The sequence below is a fragment of the Stenotrophomonas geniculata genome (assembly GCF_034508895.1).
In the GTDB taxonomy this organism is placed as follows: domain Bacteria; phylum Pseudomonadota; class Gammaproteobacteria; order Xanthomonadales; family Xanthomonadaceae; genus Stenotrophomonas; species Stenotrophomonas geniculata.
This window is the reverse complement of sequence record NZ_CP140571.1, coordinates 4,383,282-4,401,643: the sequence shown is the minus strand read 5'-3', so window position 1 is coordinate 4,401,643 and position 18,362 is coordinate 4,383,282. Positions and strand designations below refer to the sequence as shown.

Here is an 18,362-nt window from a genome sequence, read left to right as displayed (position 1 = left end):
AAGGTTTAGCCTGTCCGCATCCAGAAGGAACCCCGGGAATCCGATCATGAGCACGCCCCGCGCCATTGCAGCCCCCGCAAGCCCCGCCACCATCAGCCTGCCCATCGAGGGCATGACCTGCGCCAGCTGTGTCGGCCGGGTCGAGGCCGCGCTGTCCAAGGTCGAAGGTGTGGGCAGTGTTTCGGTCAATCTGGCCACCGAGCGCGCGGATATCCGCCCGTCGGGCCCGGTCGATCGGGCCGCGCTGATCCAGGCGGTGGAGCGGGTGGGCTATGACGTGCCCGCCGCTACCGTTGAACTGGCCGTGGAAGGCATGACCTGCGCTTCCTGCGTGGGCCGCGTGGAGCGTGCGCTGCTGGCGGTGCCGGGCGTCAGCCAGGCCAGCGTGAACCTGGCCACGGAGCGTGCGACCGTGCGCGGCGTGGCGGGCGTGGACGCGCTGGTGGCGGCCATCGACAAGGTCGGCTACGCCGCACACCTGATCGAGGCCGGCGTGCAGTCCGACGATGAGGCTGCAGAAAAGAAGGATGCCGAGCGCGCCGGACTGAAACGCGACCTGATCGTGGCGTCCGCGCTGGCGCTACCGGTGTTCGTGCTGGAGATGGGTTCGCACCTGATTCCCGGCATGCACGAGTGGGTGATGGCCACCATCGGCATGCAGGCCAGCTGGTACCTGCAGTTCGTGCTGACCCTCCTGGTGCTGGCCATTCCCGGCCGCCGTTTCTACCAGAAGGGCTTCCCGGCACTGCTGCGGCTGGCGCCGGACATGAATTCACTGGTGGCGGTGGGCACCGCCGCGGCGTTCGGTTATTCGGTGGTAGCGACCTTTGCACCGCGGCTGTTGCCACCGGGCACGGTGAACGTCTACTACGAGGCGGCGGCGGTGATCGTCGCGCTGATCCTGCTCGGCCGCTTCCTTGAAGCTCGGGCCAAGGGCCGTACCTCCGAGGCGATCAAGCGCCTGGTCAACCTGCAGGCCAAGGTCGCCCATGTGATCCGTGACGGCCGCACCGTCGACATCCCGGTCAATGAAGTGCAGAGCGGCGACGTGGTGGAAGTGCGCCCGGGCGAGCGCGTGCCGGTCGACGGCGAGGTGGTCGAGGGTCGCAGCTACATCGACGAGTCGATGATCAGCGGCGAGCCGATTCCGGTCGAGAAGCAGCCGGGAAGCAGCGTTGTCGGTGGCACGGTCAACCAGAAGGGCGCACTGACGGTGCGAGCCACGGCGGTGGGCGCGCAGACGATGCTGGCGCAGATCATCCGCATGGTCGAACAGGCGCAGGGCTCGAAGCTGCCGATCCAGGCGGTGGTCGACAAGGTCACGTTGTGGTTCGTGCCGGCGGTGATGCTGGCCGCGCTGGCGACCTTCGCGGTCTGGCTGATCTTCGGTCCATCGCCGGCGCTGAGCTTCGCGCTGGTCAATGCGGTGGCGGTGCTGATCATTGCCTGCCCCTGCGCGATGGGCTTGGCCACACCGACCTCGATCATGGTCGGTACTGGCCGTGGCGCTGAAATGGGTGTGCTTTTCCGCAAGGGTGAAGCGCTGCAGCTGCTGAAGGACGCGCAGGTGGTGGCGGTGGACAAGACCGGCACGCTGACCGAAGGCCGCCCGCGCCTGACCGACCTGGAGATCGCCGACGGTTTTGATCGCAGTACGGTACTGGGAGCGGTGGCGGCAGTGGAGTCGCGCTCGGAGCATCCGATTGCCCGCGCCATCGTGGATGCGGCCACCGAGCAGGGCATCGCGTTGCCGGCGATGGCCGATTTCGAATCGGTCACCGGCATGGGCGTGCGTGCCAGCGTTGATGGCGCGCGCGTGGAGGTGGGGGCGGATCGTTTCATGCGCGATCTGAGGGTGGATATCACGCCGTTCGCGGCGCTGGCCACCCAGCTTGGAACGCAGGGCAAGTCGCCGCTGTATGCCGCCATCGACGGTCGCCTGGCCGCGATCATCGCGGTATCCGATCCGATCAAGCCGAGCACGTCGGCCGCGATCGCGGCACTGCACCAGCTCGGCCTGAAGGTGGCGATGATCACCGGTGACAACGCCGGTACCGCGCAGGCGATCGCGCGCGAGCTGGGCATCGATGAGGTGGTGGCCGAGGTGCTGCCGGAAGGCAAGGTCGAGGCCGTGCGCCGCCTGAAGGCCACGCATGGCCACGTCGCCTTCGTCGGCGATGGCATCAATGATGCGCCGGCACTGGCCGAAGCCGATGTCGGCCTGGCCATCGGTACCGGCACCGATATCGCGGTGGAGTCGGCCGATGTGGTGCTGATGTCGGGCAACCTGCAGGGCGTGCCCAATGCCATCGCGCTGTCCAAGGCGACGCTGGGCAACATCCGGCAGAACCTGTTCTGGGCGTTCGCCTACAACACCGCGTTGATTCCGGTAGCGGCCGGCGTGCTGTACCCGGTGTGGGGCGTGCTGCTGTCGCCGGTGTTCGCGGCCGGTGCGATGGCATTGTCCAGCGTGTTCGTGCTGGGCAACGCGCTGCGACTGCGCCGCTTCCAGCCGCCGATGGCGGATGCTGCCGCTGCCACCCACTGAAGGAGATCCGCATGAACATCGGTGAAGCTGCCAAGGCCTCCAGCGTGTCGGCGAAGATGATCCGCTACTACGAGCAGATCGGCCTGATTCCCGCAGCTGATAGAACCGAGTCGGGCTACCGGGCGTATTCGCAGGCGGACATCCACCGCCTGCGTTTCATCCGCCGTGCGCGCGATCTCGGCTTCCAGGTGGCCGAGATCACCGATCTTCTGGGCCTCTGGAATGACACCTCGCGGCACAGTGCCGACGTGAAGCATCTGGCCGAACAGCACATCGCCGATCTGGAACAGCGCATCGAGCACATGCGGCAGATGGCCGACACGCTGAAGTCGCTGATCAGCTGTTGTGCGGGAGACGAGCGCCCTGAGTGCCCGATCCTGCAGCGGCTGGGTGAGGACGATGAGACACCGGTGCCGGTTGATACCGCGAAGACCGGTGCAGTGCGGCGACGCGCACAGAAGCATTGAATCGATATCGCGTGAACCAAAAAGCCCGCCCTGTGACAGTGCACGGGGCGGGCTTCGTTGTGGACGCAGGGCAGGGGTCAGACGGTACGCGGCGGGAAACCGGCATCGTTCACCGCGGCGAACACCTGTTCCTGCGACGCGGTGGTCTGCACCTTGACCAGGCCGGTCGGCGGGTCGGCAACCACGCTGGCGTTCGGATCGATCTGCTGGATCGCGCGGGTCACGCTGCGCGCGCAACCACCGCAGGTCATGCCTTCAACATGGAATTCCATCTGTAGCTCCTTCGGTGCTCTTGGGGTGGAGTCAGTGTGCACCTTCCAACGATGGCAGGGTCAAGCGCCGGGCTGAACGACAGGCAAGGCGCCGACAAAAAACGGCAGCCACCTGTACCAGCGTGGCTGCCGTGGAGGAACGTCCCCGCCGGAGCAGGGCGTGGGCTGCGCCGGGCGTACCCGCGCAACCCGTGGTGCTTCAGAACTTCCAGGTGGCGCCGAAGTACAGCTGGCGGCCTGCGTAGGTGTTGGAGACGAGGCGGGCCTTGGTGTCATTGCCCAGGTGCACGCGCTGCTCGGACTTGGTGGCATTGATCACCGAGGCGGTCAGGGTCCAGTCCGGGGTCAGGTTGTAGGCAACATTCAGGTCCAGCTGGTCATACGGTTCGGTGTAGACGGTGAGGCCATTGTTGAGCCCGCCGACCACCTGGCCGCGACGGTTGAACGAAGCGCGCGCGAGGAACTTCTCGTTCTCGTAGAACACCGTGACGTTGGCCTGGTTCTTGGCGCTGCCAACCAGCGGCGAGGAGCCGATTTCCTGGCCGTCCAGAACAATCGAGGCCAGGTTGGTGTCGTTGTAGGTGTAGTTGGCCTGCACGCCGAAGCCGAAATCGAAGGTGTACTGGCCATACAGCTCGACGCCCTGCGACACACCATCGCGGCCATTGGCCTGGGTCTCGTAGCGCTGCACGTTCACCGCTTCACCGTTGATGACCATCGGCGTGTCGCGCACCACCGGCAAAGTGAAGTTGTCCACGTTCTTGCGGAACAGGCCGACGCCGGCGACTGCGCCCGGCTGGAAGTACCACTCCAGGCCCAGGTCGAACTGGGTGGCCTTGAACGGTTCCAGCTGCTTGTTGCTGCCCTGGCCCACCCAGCCTGCGGTCGAAGCGCCACCGGCAACGCGGCGATCATTGACGTACTCTTCGCTGTAATAGCTCAGTGCGCCCGGTGCTGCGATGTCGGTGTAGCCGGGGCGGGCGATCACCTTCGATGCGGCGCCACGCAGCACCAGCGTGTCGGTGATGTCCCAGGCGATATTGAAACTCGGCAGCACGTCGGTGTACGTGCGATCCACGCCGATCAGGCTGTAGGTCTTGCTCTGCGCCAGGTCGTGCGGCAGGCGCACGAAGCCGCTCTCGCAGCTGTAGGTCGGGTAGGCTGCAGCGGCCGGATCGGTACACGCCATCGGCGCGCCGGACGCGTTGTCCAGGAAGTAGTCGTTGAACTTCTCGATCGAGTCGGAGGACTGCGCGAACTGCTTGGTGCGCACCACGCGCACGCCAACGTTGCCGCGCAGACGCTCGGTGCGGAAGTTGGCCTGGAAGTAGCCCGAATAGATCTTCTCGTTGACGTTGTAGACGAAGTCTTCCTCGGTACGGTTGTGCGAACCGCCGTAGGTCTTGTTCAGGTAGTCGATGTAGGCCGGGTAGTTGATGCCCGGGAACACGTTGGCATTGAAGCCACCAGCGATGTTGCTGATCGGGTTGGACAGGAAGAAGCCAGGCTGCGCATCGCCGGCAGTCGGATCGCAGCCGCTCTGGTAGCGGCTGTTGTCATAGTCGGCCGGGTCACGGCCCGGGCACACCCAGTAGGTGTTGCCGGTGTTGCGGTGGACCTTGCCATCACGGTACTTGGCACCGAACTGGATGGAGTCCAGCCAGCCGGATTCAAACAGCTTGGTGACGTCGGCCTGGAAGTAGTTCTGCTTGACCTCGGTGCGCTTCCACGACGAATCGGTCGAGCCGGTGTCGACTTCGGCGATGCCGTTCATCAGCTGCTGCTGCAGGTCGGGCGAGAAGGTGGCCGAAGGCGTGCCGGTCAGATCCCAGGCGCTGTACAGATTGCCCGACAGGTAATCGTTGCCGACCTTGCGGCGCGGCTTGGCCGACATCCGGAAGTTCATCGACGGACCACCTTCGGACCAGGTGCGGCCGCCGGTGAACGAGGCCTTCCACAGCGGGCTGATGTCCCAGTCGATGGTCAGGTCAGCGGTCTGCGACAGCGCCTTTTCCTTGCTGTAGCCACCGGTCAGCTGCGGCGTCGGAACCGTGCAGTCGTCCGGGCCCCAGCCACCGGGCTTGAGGCCGGCGGCCTTGGCCTGGTCTTCATTGCAGTAGTAGGTTTTCCCCGCCAGCTTTTCGAACTGGGCGCCGGTAACGGTGTTGCCGCTGGGATCGAAGTCCAGGCCGTTGAGCAGGCGTCCACCGGCCCAGTTGCCATCGCCATTGAAGCGGGCCATGCTCCATTCCGGAATCTTCAGCATGTTCTGGGTGTAATCACCCTGCAGTTCGAAGCGGAAGTAGTTGGCCGTCATCGTGACGTTGTCGACCGGCTTGAACTGGAAGGTCAGCTGGCCGCCTTTGCGCTCGCGCTTTTCTTCCTTCACCGCGAAGTTGACCGACGTCGGCATGAAGAAATCGCTGTAGTTGCCGCCGGTCTGGTTGTTGAAACCGGACTTGCCCCACCAGTAGTGGATGCCATCCTGCGCCTGCACGTTGCCATAGGCATCGCGCGCCTTGCCGGCGCCATACCACTGGTAGTCCTCGGTGCTGGCTTCCATGGTACGGGTGGTGCGCTTCTGCTGCGTCACGCCGATCAGCACGCCGAAACGCTCATCCTTGCTGTGCCACGAATACAGGGCCGAGGCTTGCGGGTCGATATCGTGGTGGGTATCGGAGGAGGTGCCCTCAAGCGTGACGAAGCCCGAGTTGGACTCCATGTCGAGCGGACGACGGGTGTGCAGAATCACCGTGCCGCCGATGCCGCCTTCGTCGATGCGTGCTTCCGGCGACTTGAACAGCTCCGCGCTGGACAGCATGTTCGACGGCAGCAGGGTGTAGTTGAACGAACGGGTCGCTTCGTCGTTGGTTTCCGACGTGGCGACGTAGTTGCCGTTCAACTGGGTCAGGGTCAGGTCTGGTGCCAGGCCACGCACGCTGACGGTCTTGCCTTCGCCGCCACTGCGGGTGATGACCACGCCGGGCACGCGCTGCAGTGCGTCGGCCACGTTCTTGTCGGGGAACTTGCCGACGTCTTCGGCGGTGATCACTTCGACCACGGCGTTGGCGTCGCGCTTCTGCTCAAGGCTCTTTTCAATGGCGTAGCGGTAGCCGGTGACCTGGACGCTGTCCAGGTTGGTGGCGTCCTGCGCGCCGGTGGAAGCGGCCTGCTGCGCGGCGGCGCCAGCCGGAATGACGGCGGCGGCCAAGGCCAGCGCGATGGCCAACGCCAGTGCGTCCTGGCCATGCGTACGTGTTGAATGCTTCATTCCCATCTCTCCCTCTCTCCTGGATTGATCCGGTGACGTGGCACGGACAACTTGAATCGATCTAATTTGAAGTGACATTGTCGCTATTGCCATGCAGTGGCAGTAGCACCGTGCGCGTGGCCTGGTACGTCCTGTTGCTGCTCCCCCAACTCCCGGCCATCGCAGCGTCGTTCTTGGATCGATCTAAGCGATGGGCGGGCGTTTTTTAGCATGGGTCGCGCGCGGGCGCATGCTGCTCCGCAATATGGTACTGGCGTGGCGAAGGGATGACGGTTTGCTGAAAACAGTGAAATCGTTTTCGTGCGCAGGGGAAGGGTGGGTCGGCAGGGCTGCGCCCTGCACCTGCTTCAAGCCAGGGCGTCGTCTACAGCCAAAGCCAAAGCCAAAGCCAAAGCCAAAGCGGCTCTGGGTTGTCTGTGGCTTGGCGGGGCGGTGTCGGATTGCGGGGACGCCGTAAACCCGTCCATGGGGGCTTGGCCGCAGCATCCATGCCGCGGACACCCCGCAATCCGACACCGCCCCACCTTCGACAGTTTCCCGGTGACGGTTGGATGGGTATTGGTAGACCCGAGCCATGCGTGGATGAACGTCAATCGAAATCGAATATTTCGACATCGGAACGAATTGAGCCGAGCACGGCTCGGCTCTACAAAAATGCAGGCAGATCGCGGAAATCTGTCGAAGGCGGGGTGGGTCCGGTTGCGGGGGTGTCCGCGGCATGGATGCCGCGGCCAAGCCCCCAGGGACGGGTTTACGGCGTCCCCCGCAACCGGACCCAGCCCGACTCCCCGCAGGAAACCAGCTTCTGCTGTTGCTGTTGCTGTTGCTCCAGCTCGGAGCAGGTGCAGGGCGCAGCCCTGCCGAACACCCCCTCTCATGCTGCGCCGCAGAATGCATTCGGCTGAACCAGCATGCTCTACTTGAATCGATCTAAATTCACGGTCGCGTGGGTCGGGCGTCATTCCAGGGGGAGCTCTCTGCCGGTCACGGCGAAGCTCAGCGGAACGGTGCAGGACGACCCCGGCCGTCTGCCTCCGTGTCATCGACTACAGGAACCCGACATGCGTCCAGTGCCGTCCGCTCCCGCCGTCCCATTGTCTTCGCGCCCGCTGGCGCGGCTGGCCTGCCTGCTCGCACTGTCGGCGTCGCCGATGCTGCTGCAGGCCGCGCCGGCAGCACTGGAGCGCGAGGTCAACACCTTCATCGGCAGCAAGGACGACGGCAACACGTTCCCGGGCGCGTCGGCACCGTTCGGCCTGATCCAGGTCAGCCCGATCGGCAGCCACTACTCGGGCTGGCGCTATGACGACGAGAAGATCCGCGGTTTCGGCCACTCCTTCATCTCCGGCGCAGGTTGCTGGGAGCAGGGCGGCCAGGTGTCGGTGCTGCCGGTGACCGGTTCGATCGGCCCGGGCGGCGATTTCGATACCGGCAACGCCAAGCAGTTTGACCACAAGGCGTATGCCTCGTCGTACACCCATGACGGCGAGGTCGGCCAGGCCGGCTATTACAAAGTGCGGCTGACCAGCTACGGCGGAATCGACGCAGAATCGACCGCACGTACGCGCGCCGCAGCCGAGCGCTACACCTTCAGCCAGCGCCAGGGCGATGGCCACGTGCTGGTCAATGTCGGCCAGGCCAACGAGCGCCATTCGGTGATCGGCAGCGTGGTCGATGTGGTCGGCGACCGCGTGGTGGAAGGCAAGCTGGTCACCAAGAGTTTCTGTGGCGGCCACCAGTACACCACCTGGTTCCGCATCGAGTTCGATCGCCCGTTCAAGGCGCATGGCACTTGGGGCGAGGGTGGTGGCCTGCCGGGCGCACGCCACAGCATGGAAGGCGAACAGAAGCCGAATGGGGCCTGGCTCAGCTTTGATCTGGCCAAGGGCCAGTCGGTGACGGCGGTCAGCGCGATCTCGCACGTGGATGCCGAAGGCGCGCGCATCAACCTGCGCGCGGACGGCATGCAGGATGGGGCGCTGCTCGGTTTCGACCGCATGCGTGCGTTGTCCCAGCAATCCTGGCGCGAGCAGCTGGGCCGGGTGCGCGTGCAGGGTGGCAACGCCGACGACCGCGCGGTGTTCTACAGCGCGGTCTACCACGCGCTGCTGCAGCCGATGACCGGCAACGACGCCGACGGCCGCTACCGCGGCTATGACGATGGTATCCACCGTGCCGACGGCTGGACCTACTACGAGTACTTCTCGCTGTGGGATACCTACCGCGCGCAGAACCAGTGGCTGGCGCTGACCCGCCCGGACGTGGCACGCGATATCGGCCGTACCCTGCTGGCGATCGACGAGCAGGGTGGTTGGCTGCCGCGCTGGGGCTATGCCAACTTCGAGACCAACATCATGACCGGCGACCCGGTCACCCCGTTCATGGTCGACCTGTGGCGCTTCGGCGCCCTCAAGGGCCGTGAATCGCAGGCCTGGGATGCGCTGCGCCGCAACGCCTTCGGCACGCCGCCGTTGAACTCGCGCATGGCCGGCCGTTCCGGCAACCCGACCTATCTGGACAAGGGCTACGTGGTCTACGACCGCGCGTTCCCGTCCAAGGGCATGGACGTCGATCCGCACCATGGCGGTTCGGCCACCTTGGAATACGCGCTGGCCGACTGTGCGCTTTCGCAGATGGCCGATGGCCTCGGCCACGCGCAAGACGCGGCGACGCTGCGTGAGCGCGGCCGCAACTGGCGCAAGGTGTGGGACCCGCAGGTGCGTGACGCCGAGACCGGCTTCACCGGTTTTCCGCGCCCGCGCACTGAAGATGGCCAGTGGTACACGCCGGCCGATGGCCACTACAGCCCGCGCTCGCATCACGGTTTCCATGAAGGCACAGCGTGGCAGTACCAATGGCTGGCGCAGCAGGACGTGCCGGGCCTGGTCGAGGCGATGGACGGCCGCGAACAGGCCGGCCGCCGCCTCGATGCCTTCTTCGCGATGGACGCGCTGCAGGCCGACCCGCTCAATGCCGCCCGCAAAGAGTGGGTGGTCGGGCCGTACAGCTATTACAACCAGTTCCGCTACAACCCGAACAACGAGCCCGACCTGCACTCGCCGTGGCTGTACACGCTGATCGGCCAGCCGTGGAAGACCGCTGCCGTGGTGCGCGCTGCGCAGCAGCTGTTCACCAACGCCCCGAACGGCGTGACCGGCAATGACGACCTCGGCACGATGTCGGCCTGGTACCTGTTCAGTGCCATCGGCGTGTACCCGGCGGTGCCGGGCAGCGGCCAGTTCCTGCTGCACACCCCGCGCTTCAGCAAGGTGGAAGTGGACATGGGCAATGGCCGCACGCTGCGCATCGACGCGCCGGGTGCCGATGGCCGCCGCCTGCAGTACGTCCAGGGCGTGAAGGTCGATGGCCAGGCACATGCGCCGGTGTGGCTGGACTGGAACCAGCTGCAGCAGGGCCCGCGCCTGCAGTTCGCGCTCGACGCGAAGGCGCCGGAGCAGGGCTGGGGTACGGCGGTGAAGGACCTGCCGGTGTCCTGGTGCGCGGCACCGGGCAGCCAGCTGCGCTGAGCCGGACTGTGCCGTTCGCGGTCACCCAGCGAACGGCACGGCACGACACGGCCCTGATCCATTAGGCTTGAGCCTCCAGCGGAGTCCGGGAAGACGATGAACGACAACGGCAGCAGTCCCAGCAAGCGCGCCGGCAAGGCGGTGACGGTGACCGACATCGCGCGTGCCATCGGCGTGTCACGGGCAACCGTGTCGCTGGTGCTGCGTGGCAGCCCACTGGTCAACGTCGATACCCGCGCCAAGGTCGAGGCCGAACTGCGTCGCCAGCGCTATGTCTACAACCGCGCGGCGGCCAACCTGCGTCGTCGTACGTCGTCAAGCATCGCGCTGGTGATCAACGATCTGTCCAACCCGTTCTTCGCCGAATTTGCCTCCGGCGTGGACGAGGCGTTGGGCGGGCGCGGCTACGTGACCCTGCTGGGCAGTACCGGTGAATCGCCGGAGCGCCAGCAGGCGGTGCTGTCCACGCTGATGGAACACACCCCGGCCGGCTTGATCCTGTCGCCGGCCGAGGGCAGCGATACCGCGCAGTTGCGGCAGGCGTTGGGTGCCAATGCCAACGTGCTGCTGTTCAATCGTGAACTGGACGGCGCCGACTGGGACTTCCTGACCCTGGACAACCAGCACGGTGCCTATCTGGCCACGCGCCACCTGATCGAGCGCGGCCATCGCCAGATTGCCTTCTTCGGCGGCCATGCTGCATCGAGCTCGTGCCACCAGCGCCGCGCCGGTTTCCAGCAGGCGCTGGCCGAAGCCGGCCTGTCACTGCCCCCGGGTTGGATGATCGAGTCGGCGCCGAACCGCCTGGAAGCCGCGGCGCGTACCGATGAATTGTTTGCCGACGGCCATCGCCCGAGTGCGGCGGTCTGCTACAACGACACCGTCGCGCTGGGCCTGATGCTGGGCTTGAATTCACGTGGCATCCGTCCGGGCGGTGATTTTGCCGTTACCGGTTTCGATGATATTTCCGAGGCGTCGGTCGCGGTACCGCCACTGACCACGCTCACCGCCGATCCGCGCGAGCGGGGTCGGCAAGCTGCCGCGCTGCTGCTGCAACGATTGGACGAACCGGACGCGCCGCCACGGCGCACGGTCGCGCCGGTGCAGCTGCGCATCCGCGAAAGCAGCGCCGCACGACCGAACTGATTTCTTCCATATATCCCTTCCACGCAACAACGACCTTCCGCGCATCGAGGCGCGTACCGCATGCCGATCTCCGCAACGCCCCGTCCAACGGGATCTTCGGGCAACGCACCCGCCGTCACCAACGGCAAGGCGCTGGCTGTCGTCACCACGATCTTCTTCATGTGGGGCTTCCTGACCTGCCTCAATGACATCCTGATCCCGCACCTGAAGGCGGTGTTCGAGCTGAACTACGCCAAGGCGATGCTGGTGCAGTTCACCTTCTTCGGCACCTATTTCCTGATGTCGCTGCCGGCGGGTCGCCTGGTGGCGGCGCTGGGCTACAAGAAGGGCATCGTGGCCGGCCTGGTGATCGCCGGTATCGGTGCGCTGGGCTTCTGGCCCGCGGCCGAGCTGCGCGTGTACGGCGCCTTCCTTGGTGCGCTGTTCGTGCTGGCTACCGGCATCACCGTGCTGCAGGTGGCTGCCAATCCCTACGTCGCGCTGCTGGGCCCGGAGCAGACCAGTTCCAGCCGCCTGACCCTGGCGCAGGCACTGAACTCGCTGGGCACGGCCATCGCCCCGATCTTCGGCGGCATGCTGATCCTGTCCAACACGGTCAAGAGCGCTGACGACATCGCGGCGCTGCCGGCCGCCGAACAGCTGGCCTACCGCGCCGCCGAGGCGCAGGCGGTGCAGGGCCCGTACGTGGGCCTGGCGGTTGCGCTGGTGCTGCTGGCAATGTTCGTGTTCCTGTTCCGCCTGCCGGCGCTGAGCGACGCCACCGAGCAGGCCGACCAGGGCCACCATCACAGCTACCTGGATGCGCTGCGCAAGCGCCACCTGCTGCTGGGCGTGCTCGGCATCTTCTTCTACGTCGGTGCCGAAGTATCGATCGGCAGCTTCCTGGTCAATTACCTGTCGATGCCGAACATCGGTGGCTTCAGCGAACAGGAGGCCACCCATTACGTGTCGGCCTACTGGACGATGGCGATGATCGGCCGCTTCGCGGGCTCCGCGCTGCTGGCGCGCTTCTCGCCGAGCCGCCTGCTGGCGATCTTCGCGCTGGTCAACGTGGCCCTGCTGGTCACGACCATACTGAGCTCCGGCAACATCGCGCTGTACTCGGTGGTGGCGATCGGCCTGTTCAATTCGATCATGTTCCCGACCATCTTCGCACTGAGCATCGAGCGCTTGGGCCCGCTGACAAACAAGGGCTCCAGCCTGCTGATCATGGCCATCGTCGGTGGCGCCGTGGTGCCGTACCTGCAGGGCGTGCTGGCCGACCACATCGGCGTGCAGGCCAGCTTCATCCTGCCGCTGCTGTGCTACGGCTACATCATCTTCTACGGACTGGTCGGCGCACGTACGCCGGCTTCCGCAACGCAGGGAGGCTGAGTCCGGAATGGGTTCCATCGTTTGCTTCGGCGAAATTTTGATCGATCTACTAGCGCAGCCGCCGGCTTCGACCGACACCCCGCGCGCGTTCCTGCAGTACGCCGGCGGCGCGCCGGCCAATGTTGCGGTGGCGGCAGCGCGCCTTGGTGCGAAGACCCAGTTCGTCGGCATGCTGGGCCGCGACATGTTCGGTGACTTCCTGGCCGAAAGCCTGGTCGAACACGGCGTCGGCACGGATTACATCGTGCGCACCGATGCGGCCAAGACCGCACTGGCCTTCGTCGCGCTGGATGCCAGCGGCGAGCGCAGCTTCAGTTTCTACCGCCCGCCGGCGGCCGATCTGCTGTTCCGTGACAGCGACTTCCAGGCCGCGTGCTTCGACAGCGCGCAGTGCTTCCATGTCTGCTCCAACAGCCTGACCGAGCCGGCCATCGCCGAAGCGACCTTCGCCGGCATGGATCGTGCGCGTGCAGCCGGCGCGGTGGTCAGCCTGGACCTCAACCTGCGTCCCGCCTTGTGGCCGGCCAACGAGGACCCGACGCCGCGCCTGTGGCAGGCGCTGGAACGCGCCGACCTGGTCAAGCTGTCGCGCGAGGAGCTGGATTACCTGGCGGCACCGCTAGGTGCCGATGGCGAGGCAGTGGTGCTGAAGCGCCTGCTGGCCGCGCAGGCGCGCTGGGTAATCGTTACCGATGGTGCGGCCACGCTGCACTGGTATACGCGCGACGACCACGGCACGGTCACCAGCTTCCGTGTGGCCACCGTCGATACCACGGCCGCCGGCGATGCCTTCGTCGGTGGCGTGCTGGTCGGACTGCTGGAGCGTGGCGGGGCCGGTGCAGGCTTTGCAGCGTTCTGCCAGGACCCGGAGGCGATCACCGCCACGCTGCGCTTCGGTGCCGCGGTCGGCGCTCTGGCTGTTACCCGCAAGGGCGCGTTCGCCGCGATGCCCTCGCTCGATGAAGTGCAGCAGCTGCTGCAGGCCCAGGACATTGCCGCATGAGCACCTCGCCCGATTTCCGTTCACCCGCGTTCCTGCGTGCGCATATCGCCGACACGATGGCGTTCTACCACCCGCGCTGCATCGATCCGAACGGCGGCTTCTTCCACTACTTCCGTGATGACGGCAGCATCTACGATGCCAGCCACCGCCACCTGGTGAGCAGCACCCGTTTCGTCTTCAACTACGCGATGGCATACCGCGAGTTCGGCAACGCCGAGTACCGCGACGCGGTCGAGCATGGCGTGCGCTATCTGCGCGAGGTGCATCGCAATCCGGCCACCGGTGGCTACGCCTGGACCCTGCGCGACGGCAAGGTCGAGGACGACATGAACCACTGCTATGGCGTGGCGTTCGTGCTGCTGGCCTACAGCTGTGCGCTGAAGGCCGGCATCGAGCAGGCGCGCGCCTGGATGGACGAGACCTGGCAACTGCTGGAAGCGCGCTTCTGGGAGCCGCAGCACGGCCTGTACAAGGACGAGGCCGACGGCCAGTGGAACTTCACCGGCTATCGCGGCCAGAACGCCAACATGCACATGTGCGAGGCGATGCTGGCGGCGTTCGAGGCCAGTGGCGAACCGCGTTACGTCGAGCGTGCGCTGCAGCTGGCCGACAACATGACCCGCCGCCAGGCCGCCAAGGCTGGCGGCCTGGTCTGGGAGCACTACGATTCCAACTGGGAGATCGACTGGGACTACAACCTGGACGATCCCAAGCACCTGTTCCGCCCGTGGGGCTTCCAGCCGGGGCATCAGACCGAGTGGGCCAAGCTGCTGCTGATCCTCGATCGCCACGTGCAGGCCGACTGGCTGGTGCCGACCGCGCAGCATCTGTTCGACGTGGCCGTGGCGCGCAGCTGGGACGACGCGCGAGGCGGCCTGTACTACGGCTTCGCACCGGAATCGCGCCGGCAGCCGGGCATGGAGGGCGCGCCGATCGGTGGCGACAGCTTCGTCTGCGACGACGACAAGTACTTCTGGGTGCAGGCCGAAACGCTGGCCACCGCCGCACTGATGGCCAAGCGCACCGGTGATGACCGCTACTGGCAGTGGTACGAGCGCATCTGGGCGTACGCGTGGGAGCACTTCGTCGACCATCAGTACGGCGCCTGGTTCCGCATCCTCGATGCCGACAACCGCAAGTACAGCGACGAGAAGAGCCCGGCCGGCAAGGTGGATTACCACACCATGGGTGCGTGCTACGAAGTGTTGAACGTCGTGCGTTGAGGTCTGCCGCGCTGCGCGCTCGCCGGACGTGGTCCGGCGCTACCGTGGCGTGTTGAATCGGTAGCGCCGGGCCATGCCCGGCGGAAAAACAGGAGCATCCCGTGCATCGCCTTCCCCTCGTTGTCCGCCTGCTCCTGCTGCTGATCGCGGCTTCCGCCTTCCCGGCAACTGCGGCGCCACTACAGGCACAGTGGGAATTCCGCATGCTGCCCGGCGACGCGCAGGGCGCGGCCCATCCCGGTCTGCAGCAGTGGCGTGCGGCCCAGGTGCCCGGCAGCGTGCACACCGACCTGCTGGCCCACGCGCTGATCCGCGATCCGTACGTTGGCGCGCCGGAGGCCGAACTACAGTGGATCGGCCTGGCGGCCTGGGAGTACCGCGCGCGCTTCGACGTGGATGCGGCGACGCTGGCCAAGCCCAATGCCGAACTGCGCTTCGACGGGCTGGACACTTATGCCGAAGTCAGCCTCAACGGCAAGCCGCTGCTGCGTGCGGACAACGCGCACCGCACGTGGCGTGCGCGCGTGGATGGGCGCCTGCGCGCGAACGGCAATGAACTGCAGATCGTGTTCCGTTCGCCGATCCGCACGCTGCTTCCGGGCGTACAGGCGATGCCGCACAAGATCGCCGGCAACTATCCTTCGCCGTATGGCGACGAGCCGAAGGACGCGATGGTCGGCAACTTCGCGCGCAAGCCGGCTTACCACTTCGGCTGGGACTGGGGCCCGCGCTATGTCACCGCCGGCGTCTGGCGCGGTGTCGACCTGCAGGCCTGGGATACGCATCGATTGGCTGATCTGGCGGTGCGCACTGATGCATTGAGCGCGCAGCAGGCGAAGCTGACGGTGCTGCTGCAGGTGGAGCAGGGCGCGGCGGCGGGCTCGGCCGTGGTGAATGTGGATGTGCAGGATCCGCAGGGCCGCAGCGTGGCCCAGGCGAAGCGCACGGTGCTGCTGAAGCCCGGCCAGAACGCCGTCGAAGTACCGGTCGAACTGGTCAAGCCGCAGCGCTGGTGGCCGGTCGGCCACGGTGCACAGGACCGCTACACCGTGCAGGCCCGCCTGGATGATGGCGCCGATGCAACGCGGGCGCGCGAGCAGCGCATCGGCCTGCGCACGGTTGAGCTGCGCCGCGAAGAGGACGGCAAGGGCGGGCAGGGCTTCGCCCTCGTCATCAACGGCGTGCCGATCTTTGCCAAGGGCGCCAACGTGATTCCGTTCGATGCCTTCCCCGCACGCGTCGATGCCGCACGCCTGCGCCAGGTGCTGACCGCCGCGCGCGATGCCAACATGAACATGCTGCGCAACTGGGGCGGCGGCTACTACGAGGATGATGCGTTCTTCGACATCGCCGATGAGCTGGGCCTGCTGGTCTGGCAGGACTTCATGTTCGGTGGTGGCATGCAGCCGGGCTACGATCCGGCGTTCCGCGCCAGCGTGGTGGCCGAGGCGCGCGACAACGTGCGCCGCCTGCGGCACCACCCCAGCATCGTACTGTGGTGTGGCAACAACGAGGAAGAGACCGCCTGGAAGGACTGGGGCCATGGTCGCGACCTGAAGGCGGCCGACCCGGCGTTTGCAGCGAAGGTGTGGCAGGGCTATGTCGACCTGTTCGGCAATGACCTGCGCCAGGTAGTAGGTGAGGAGGGGTTGGGCGTGCCGTACTGGTCCAGCTCGCCCAGCAACGACCTGGATGAGAAAGCCAACGATTCCACCCGTGGCGACAAGCACTACTGGCAGGTCTGGGGCAATCCGGCGCTGCCGGTGCAGGCCTACCTGCGCGAGACGCCGCGCTTCATGTCCGAGTACGGGCTGCAGGCGTGGCCGTCGGTGGCGACGGTGGACCAGATCGCCACCCGCGCCGAGCAGCGCATCGACAGCCCGGTGATTCGCGCGCACCAGAAGTTCATGGCGGGCGAGGGCAACAGCCGCCTGCTGCACTACATCGAACTGGGTTACGGCACGCCGAAGGACTTCGAGGACTTCGTCTACCTGAGCCAGGTGATGCAGGCCGATGGCATCGCGCTGGCGGCATTGCATCACCGCGCCTCGCGGCCGTACACGATGGGCTCGCTGTACTGGCAGCTCAACGACGTCTGGCCGGGCGCTTCCTGGTCCAGCGTGGACTATTTTGGCCGCTGGAAGGCACTGCATTTCGCCGCGCGGCGCTTCTTCGCGCCGGTGACGGTGGCGGCGCTGCGTGACGAGGGCAGCACGCGGGTGCGCCTGATCGATGATGGCGCCGCGCAGGATGCGCGTTGGCGGCTGCGGGTGATGGACATGGACGGCAAGGTGCTGCGTCGACGCGAGGACGCGGTGACGTTGACGGCGGCAGGCGTCACCTCGATCGGTGATTTCCGCGACGCGGAGCTGCTGGCCGGTGCCGACCCGAAGCGCACGGTGGCCGTGTTCGAGCTGCTGCAGAATGGGGCGGTGAGCGCGCGGCAGGTGGTCGGATTCGTCGAAGCCAAGGACCAGGTGTTGCCGCGGCAGAAGCTCAAGGCCACCTTGTCCATCGAAGGCGACCACTATCGACTACGGCTGGAAAGCGCGGCGTACGTGCGCGCGGCGTGGATTGATTTCGGTGCGTTGGATGTGCAGGTCGAAGACAACCTGCTGGACCTGCTGCCGGGCGAAACCCGCGACATTGCGGTGCGCGGCCCGGTGGATCTGACGACGCTGCGCGAAGCGCTGAAGGTGAAAACCCTCAACGACCGTTGAGGGCATCCGCCGGGCATGGCCCGGCGCTACCATTCATGGACCACGGTAGCGCCGGGCCATGCCCGGCGTGGGTGTGGACCGTTGAGGTGGGTGCGGACCGTAGGTCCGCACACCCTTACAGCTGGATCTGCTGGAAATTCTCGACCCGCTCGTGGCCGTTGGCGGCCTGGCCGGTACGCGGCAGCGGGTAATCGTCCAGGCGGTCGATCAGGCGGGTCTGCAGTCCAGCTTCGCGGGCGGCATCCAGTTCTTCCACCACATCGGACAGGAACAGGATCTCGCCGGCCTGCACGCCAATGGCCTGCACGATGCGGCGATAGCTGTCGGCCTCACGCTTGCCGCCGATCTCGGTATCGAACCAGCCCGACACCAGCGGGCTGAGGTCACCGGCGTCGCTGAAGCCGAAGAACAGCTTCTGCGCCGGCACCGAGCCGGAGGAATACACGTACAGCGGCAGGCCGGAGGCGTGCCAGCCCTTCAGCACCGGCGCCACTTCCGGGTAGAAGTGCGCGGTGTAATCGCCGCGACGGTAGCCCTCGTCCCAGATCAGGCCCTGCAGCGCCTTCAGTGCGGTGTGCTTGCGGTCCTGGTCGATCCAGCCCTGCAGCGTCTCGGCCACCAGGCTGTCCTGGCAGGCACCGCCGATCTCGGTAGCCACCGCATCCAGCCAGCGGCGGACCTCCGGCTGCTGGCCATGTTCGGCGACGAACGCCGGCAAGGCCTTGCGGGCATAGGGGAACAGCACGTTCTTGACGAACGAGATGCTGCTGGTGGTGCCTTCGATGTCGGTCAGGATGACGCGGGGCTGCAT

At 66.2% G+C, this 18,362-nt stretch carries 11 protein-coding genes; 8 read left to right on the top strand and 3 right to left on the bottom strand.

Annotated elements, in window-relative coordinates:
• Positions 1-46: 46 nt before the first annotated feature.
• Positions 47-2,548, top strand: coding sequence for a heavy metal translocating P-type ATPase (locus tag RI032_RS20260; RefSeq protein ID WP_322547617.1), 2,502 nt, complete (start codon positions 47-49; stop codon positions 2,546-2,548).
• A gap of 11 nt (positions 2,549-2,559) precedes the next feature.
• Positions 2,560-3,015, top strand: a complete 456-nt coding sequence (cueR, locus tag RI032_RS20255; RefSeq protein ID WP_010482574.1) for a Cu(I)-responsive transcriptional regulator — start codon at positions 2,560-2,562, stop codon at positions 3,013-3,015.
• Positions 3,016-3,092: 77 nt separating this feature from the next.
• Here the strand turns inward: cueR and RI032_RS20250 are convergent, their stop codons facing one another.
• Together RI032_RS20250 and RI032_RS20245 are read right to left on the bottom strand one after the other, a co-directional pair.
• Positions 3,093-3,287 carry a heavy-metal-associated domain-containing protein gene (locus tag RI032_RS20250; protein ID WP_010482571.1) on the bottom strand — a complete coding sequence of 65 codons (195 nt, stop codon included), beginning with the start codon at positions 3,285-3,287 and terminating at the stop codon, positions 3,093-3,095.
• 199 nt (positions 3,288-3,486) lie between these two features.
• Entirely contained in the window at positions 3,487-6,564 is a 3,078-nt protein-coding gene (locus tag RI032_RS20245; RefSeq protein ID WP_057504288.1) for a TonB-dependent receptor, read from the bottom strand.
• A 1,055-nt stretch (positions 6,565-7,619) separates the two neighbouring features.
• Between RI032_RS20245 and RI032_RS20240 the strand changes: the two genes are divergently transcribed.
• The 6 genes from RI032_RS20240 (at position 7,620) to RI032_RS20215 (ending at position 17,551) form a co-directional block, all read left to right on the top strand.
• On the top strand, positions 7,620-10,085 hold the full coding sequence (locus RI032_RS20240; RefSeq protein ID WP_425603811.1) for a GH92 family glycosyl hydrolase: 2,466 nt from the start codon (positions 7,620-7,622) through the stop codon (positions 10,083-10,085).
• Between the two features lie 96 nt (positions 10,086-10,181).
• Entirely contained in the window at positions 10,182-11,231 is a 1,050-nt protein-coding gene (locus tag RI032_RS20235; protein WP_010482566.1) for a LacI family DNA-binding transcriptional regulator, read from the top strand.
• A 60-nt stretch (positions 11,232-11,291) separates the two neighbouring features.
• Positions 11,292-12,605 (top strand): L-fucose:H+ symporter permease, encoded by a 1,314-nt coding sequence (fucP, locus tag RI032_RS20230; RefSeq protein ID WP_322547616.1) that lies wholly within the window; start codon positions 11,292-11,294, stop codon positions 12,603-12,605.
• 7 nt (positions 12,606-12,612) lie between these two features.
• Positions 12,613-13,608 (top strand): carbohydrate kinase family protein, encoded by a 996-nt coding sequence (locus RI032_RS20225; RefSeq protein WP_322547615.1) that lies wholly within the window; start codon positions 12,613-12,615, stop codon positions 13,606-13,608.
• On the top strand, positions 13,605-14,831 hold the full coding sequence (locus RI032_RS20220; RefSeq protein WP_191863917.1) for an AGE family epimerase/isomerase: 1,227 nt from the start codon (positions 13,605-13,607) through the stop codon (positions 14,829-14,831). The genes RI032_RS20225 and RI032_RS20220 overlap by 4 nt, the downstream gene beginning before the upstream one ends.
• Positions 14,832-14,932: 101 nt before the next feature.
• A complete protein-coding gene (locus RI032_RS20215; protein WP_322547614.1) occupies positions 14,933-17,551 on the top strand; it encodes a beta-mannosidase in 2,619 nt (872 codons plus the stop codon).
• A gap of 115 nt (positions 17,552-17,666) precedes the next feature.
• On the opposite strand, the gene mtnC is transcribed toward RI032_RS20215, so the two are convergent.
• Positions 17,667-18,362, bottom strand: coding sequence for an acireductone synthase (gene mtnC / locus RI032_RS20210; protein WP_049481467.1), 696 nt, complete (start codon positions 18,360-18,362; stop codon positions 17,667-17,669).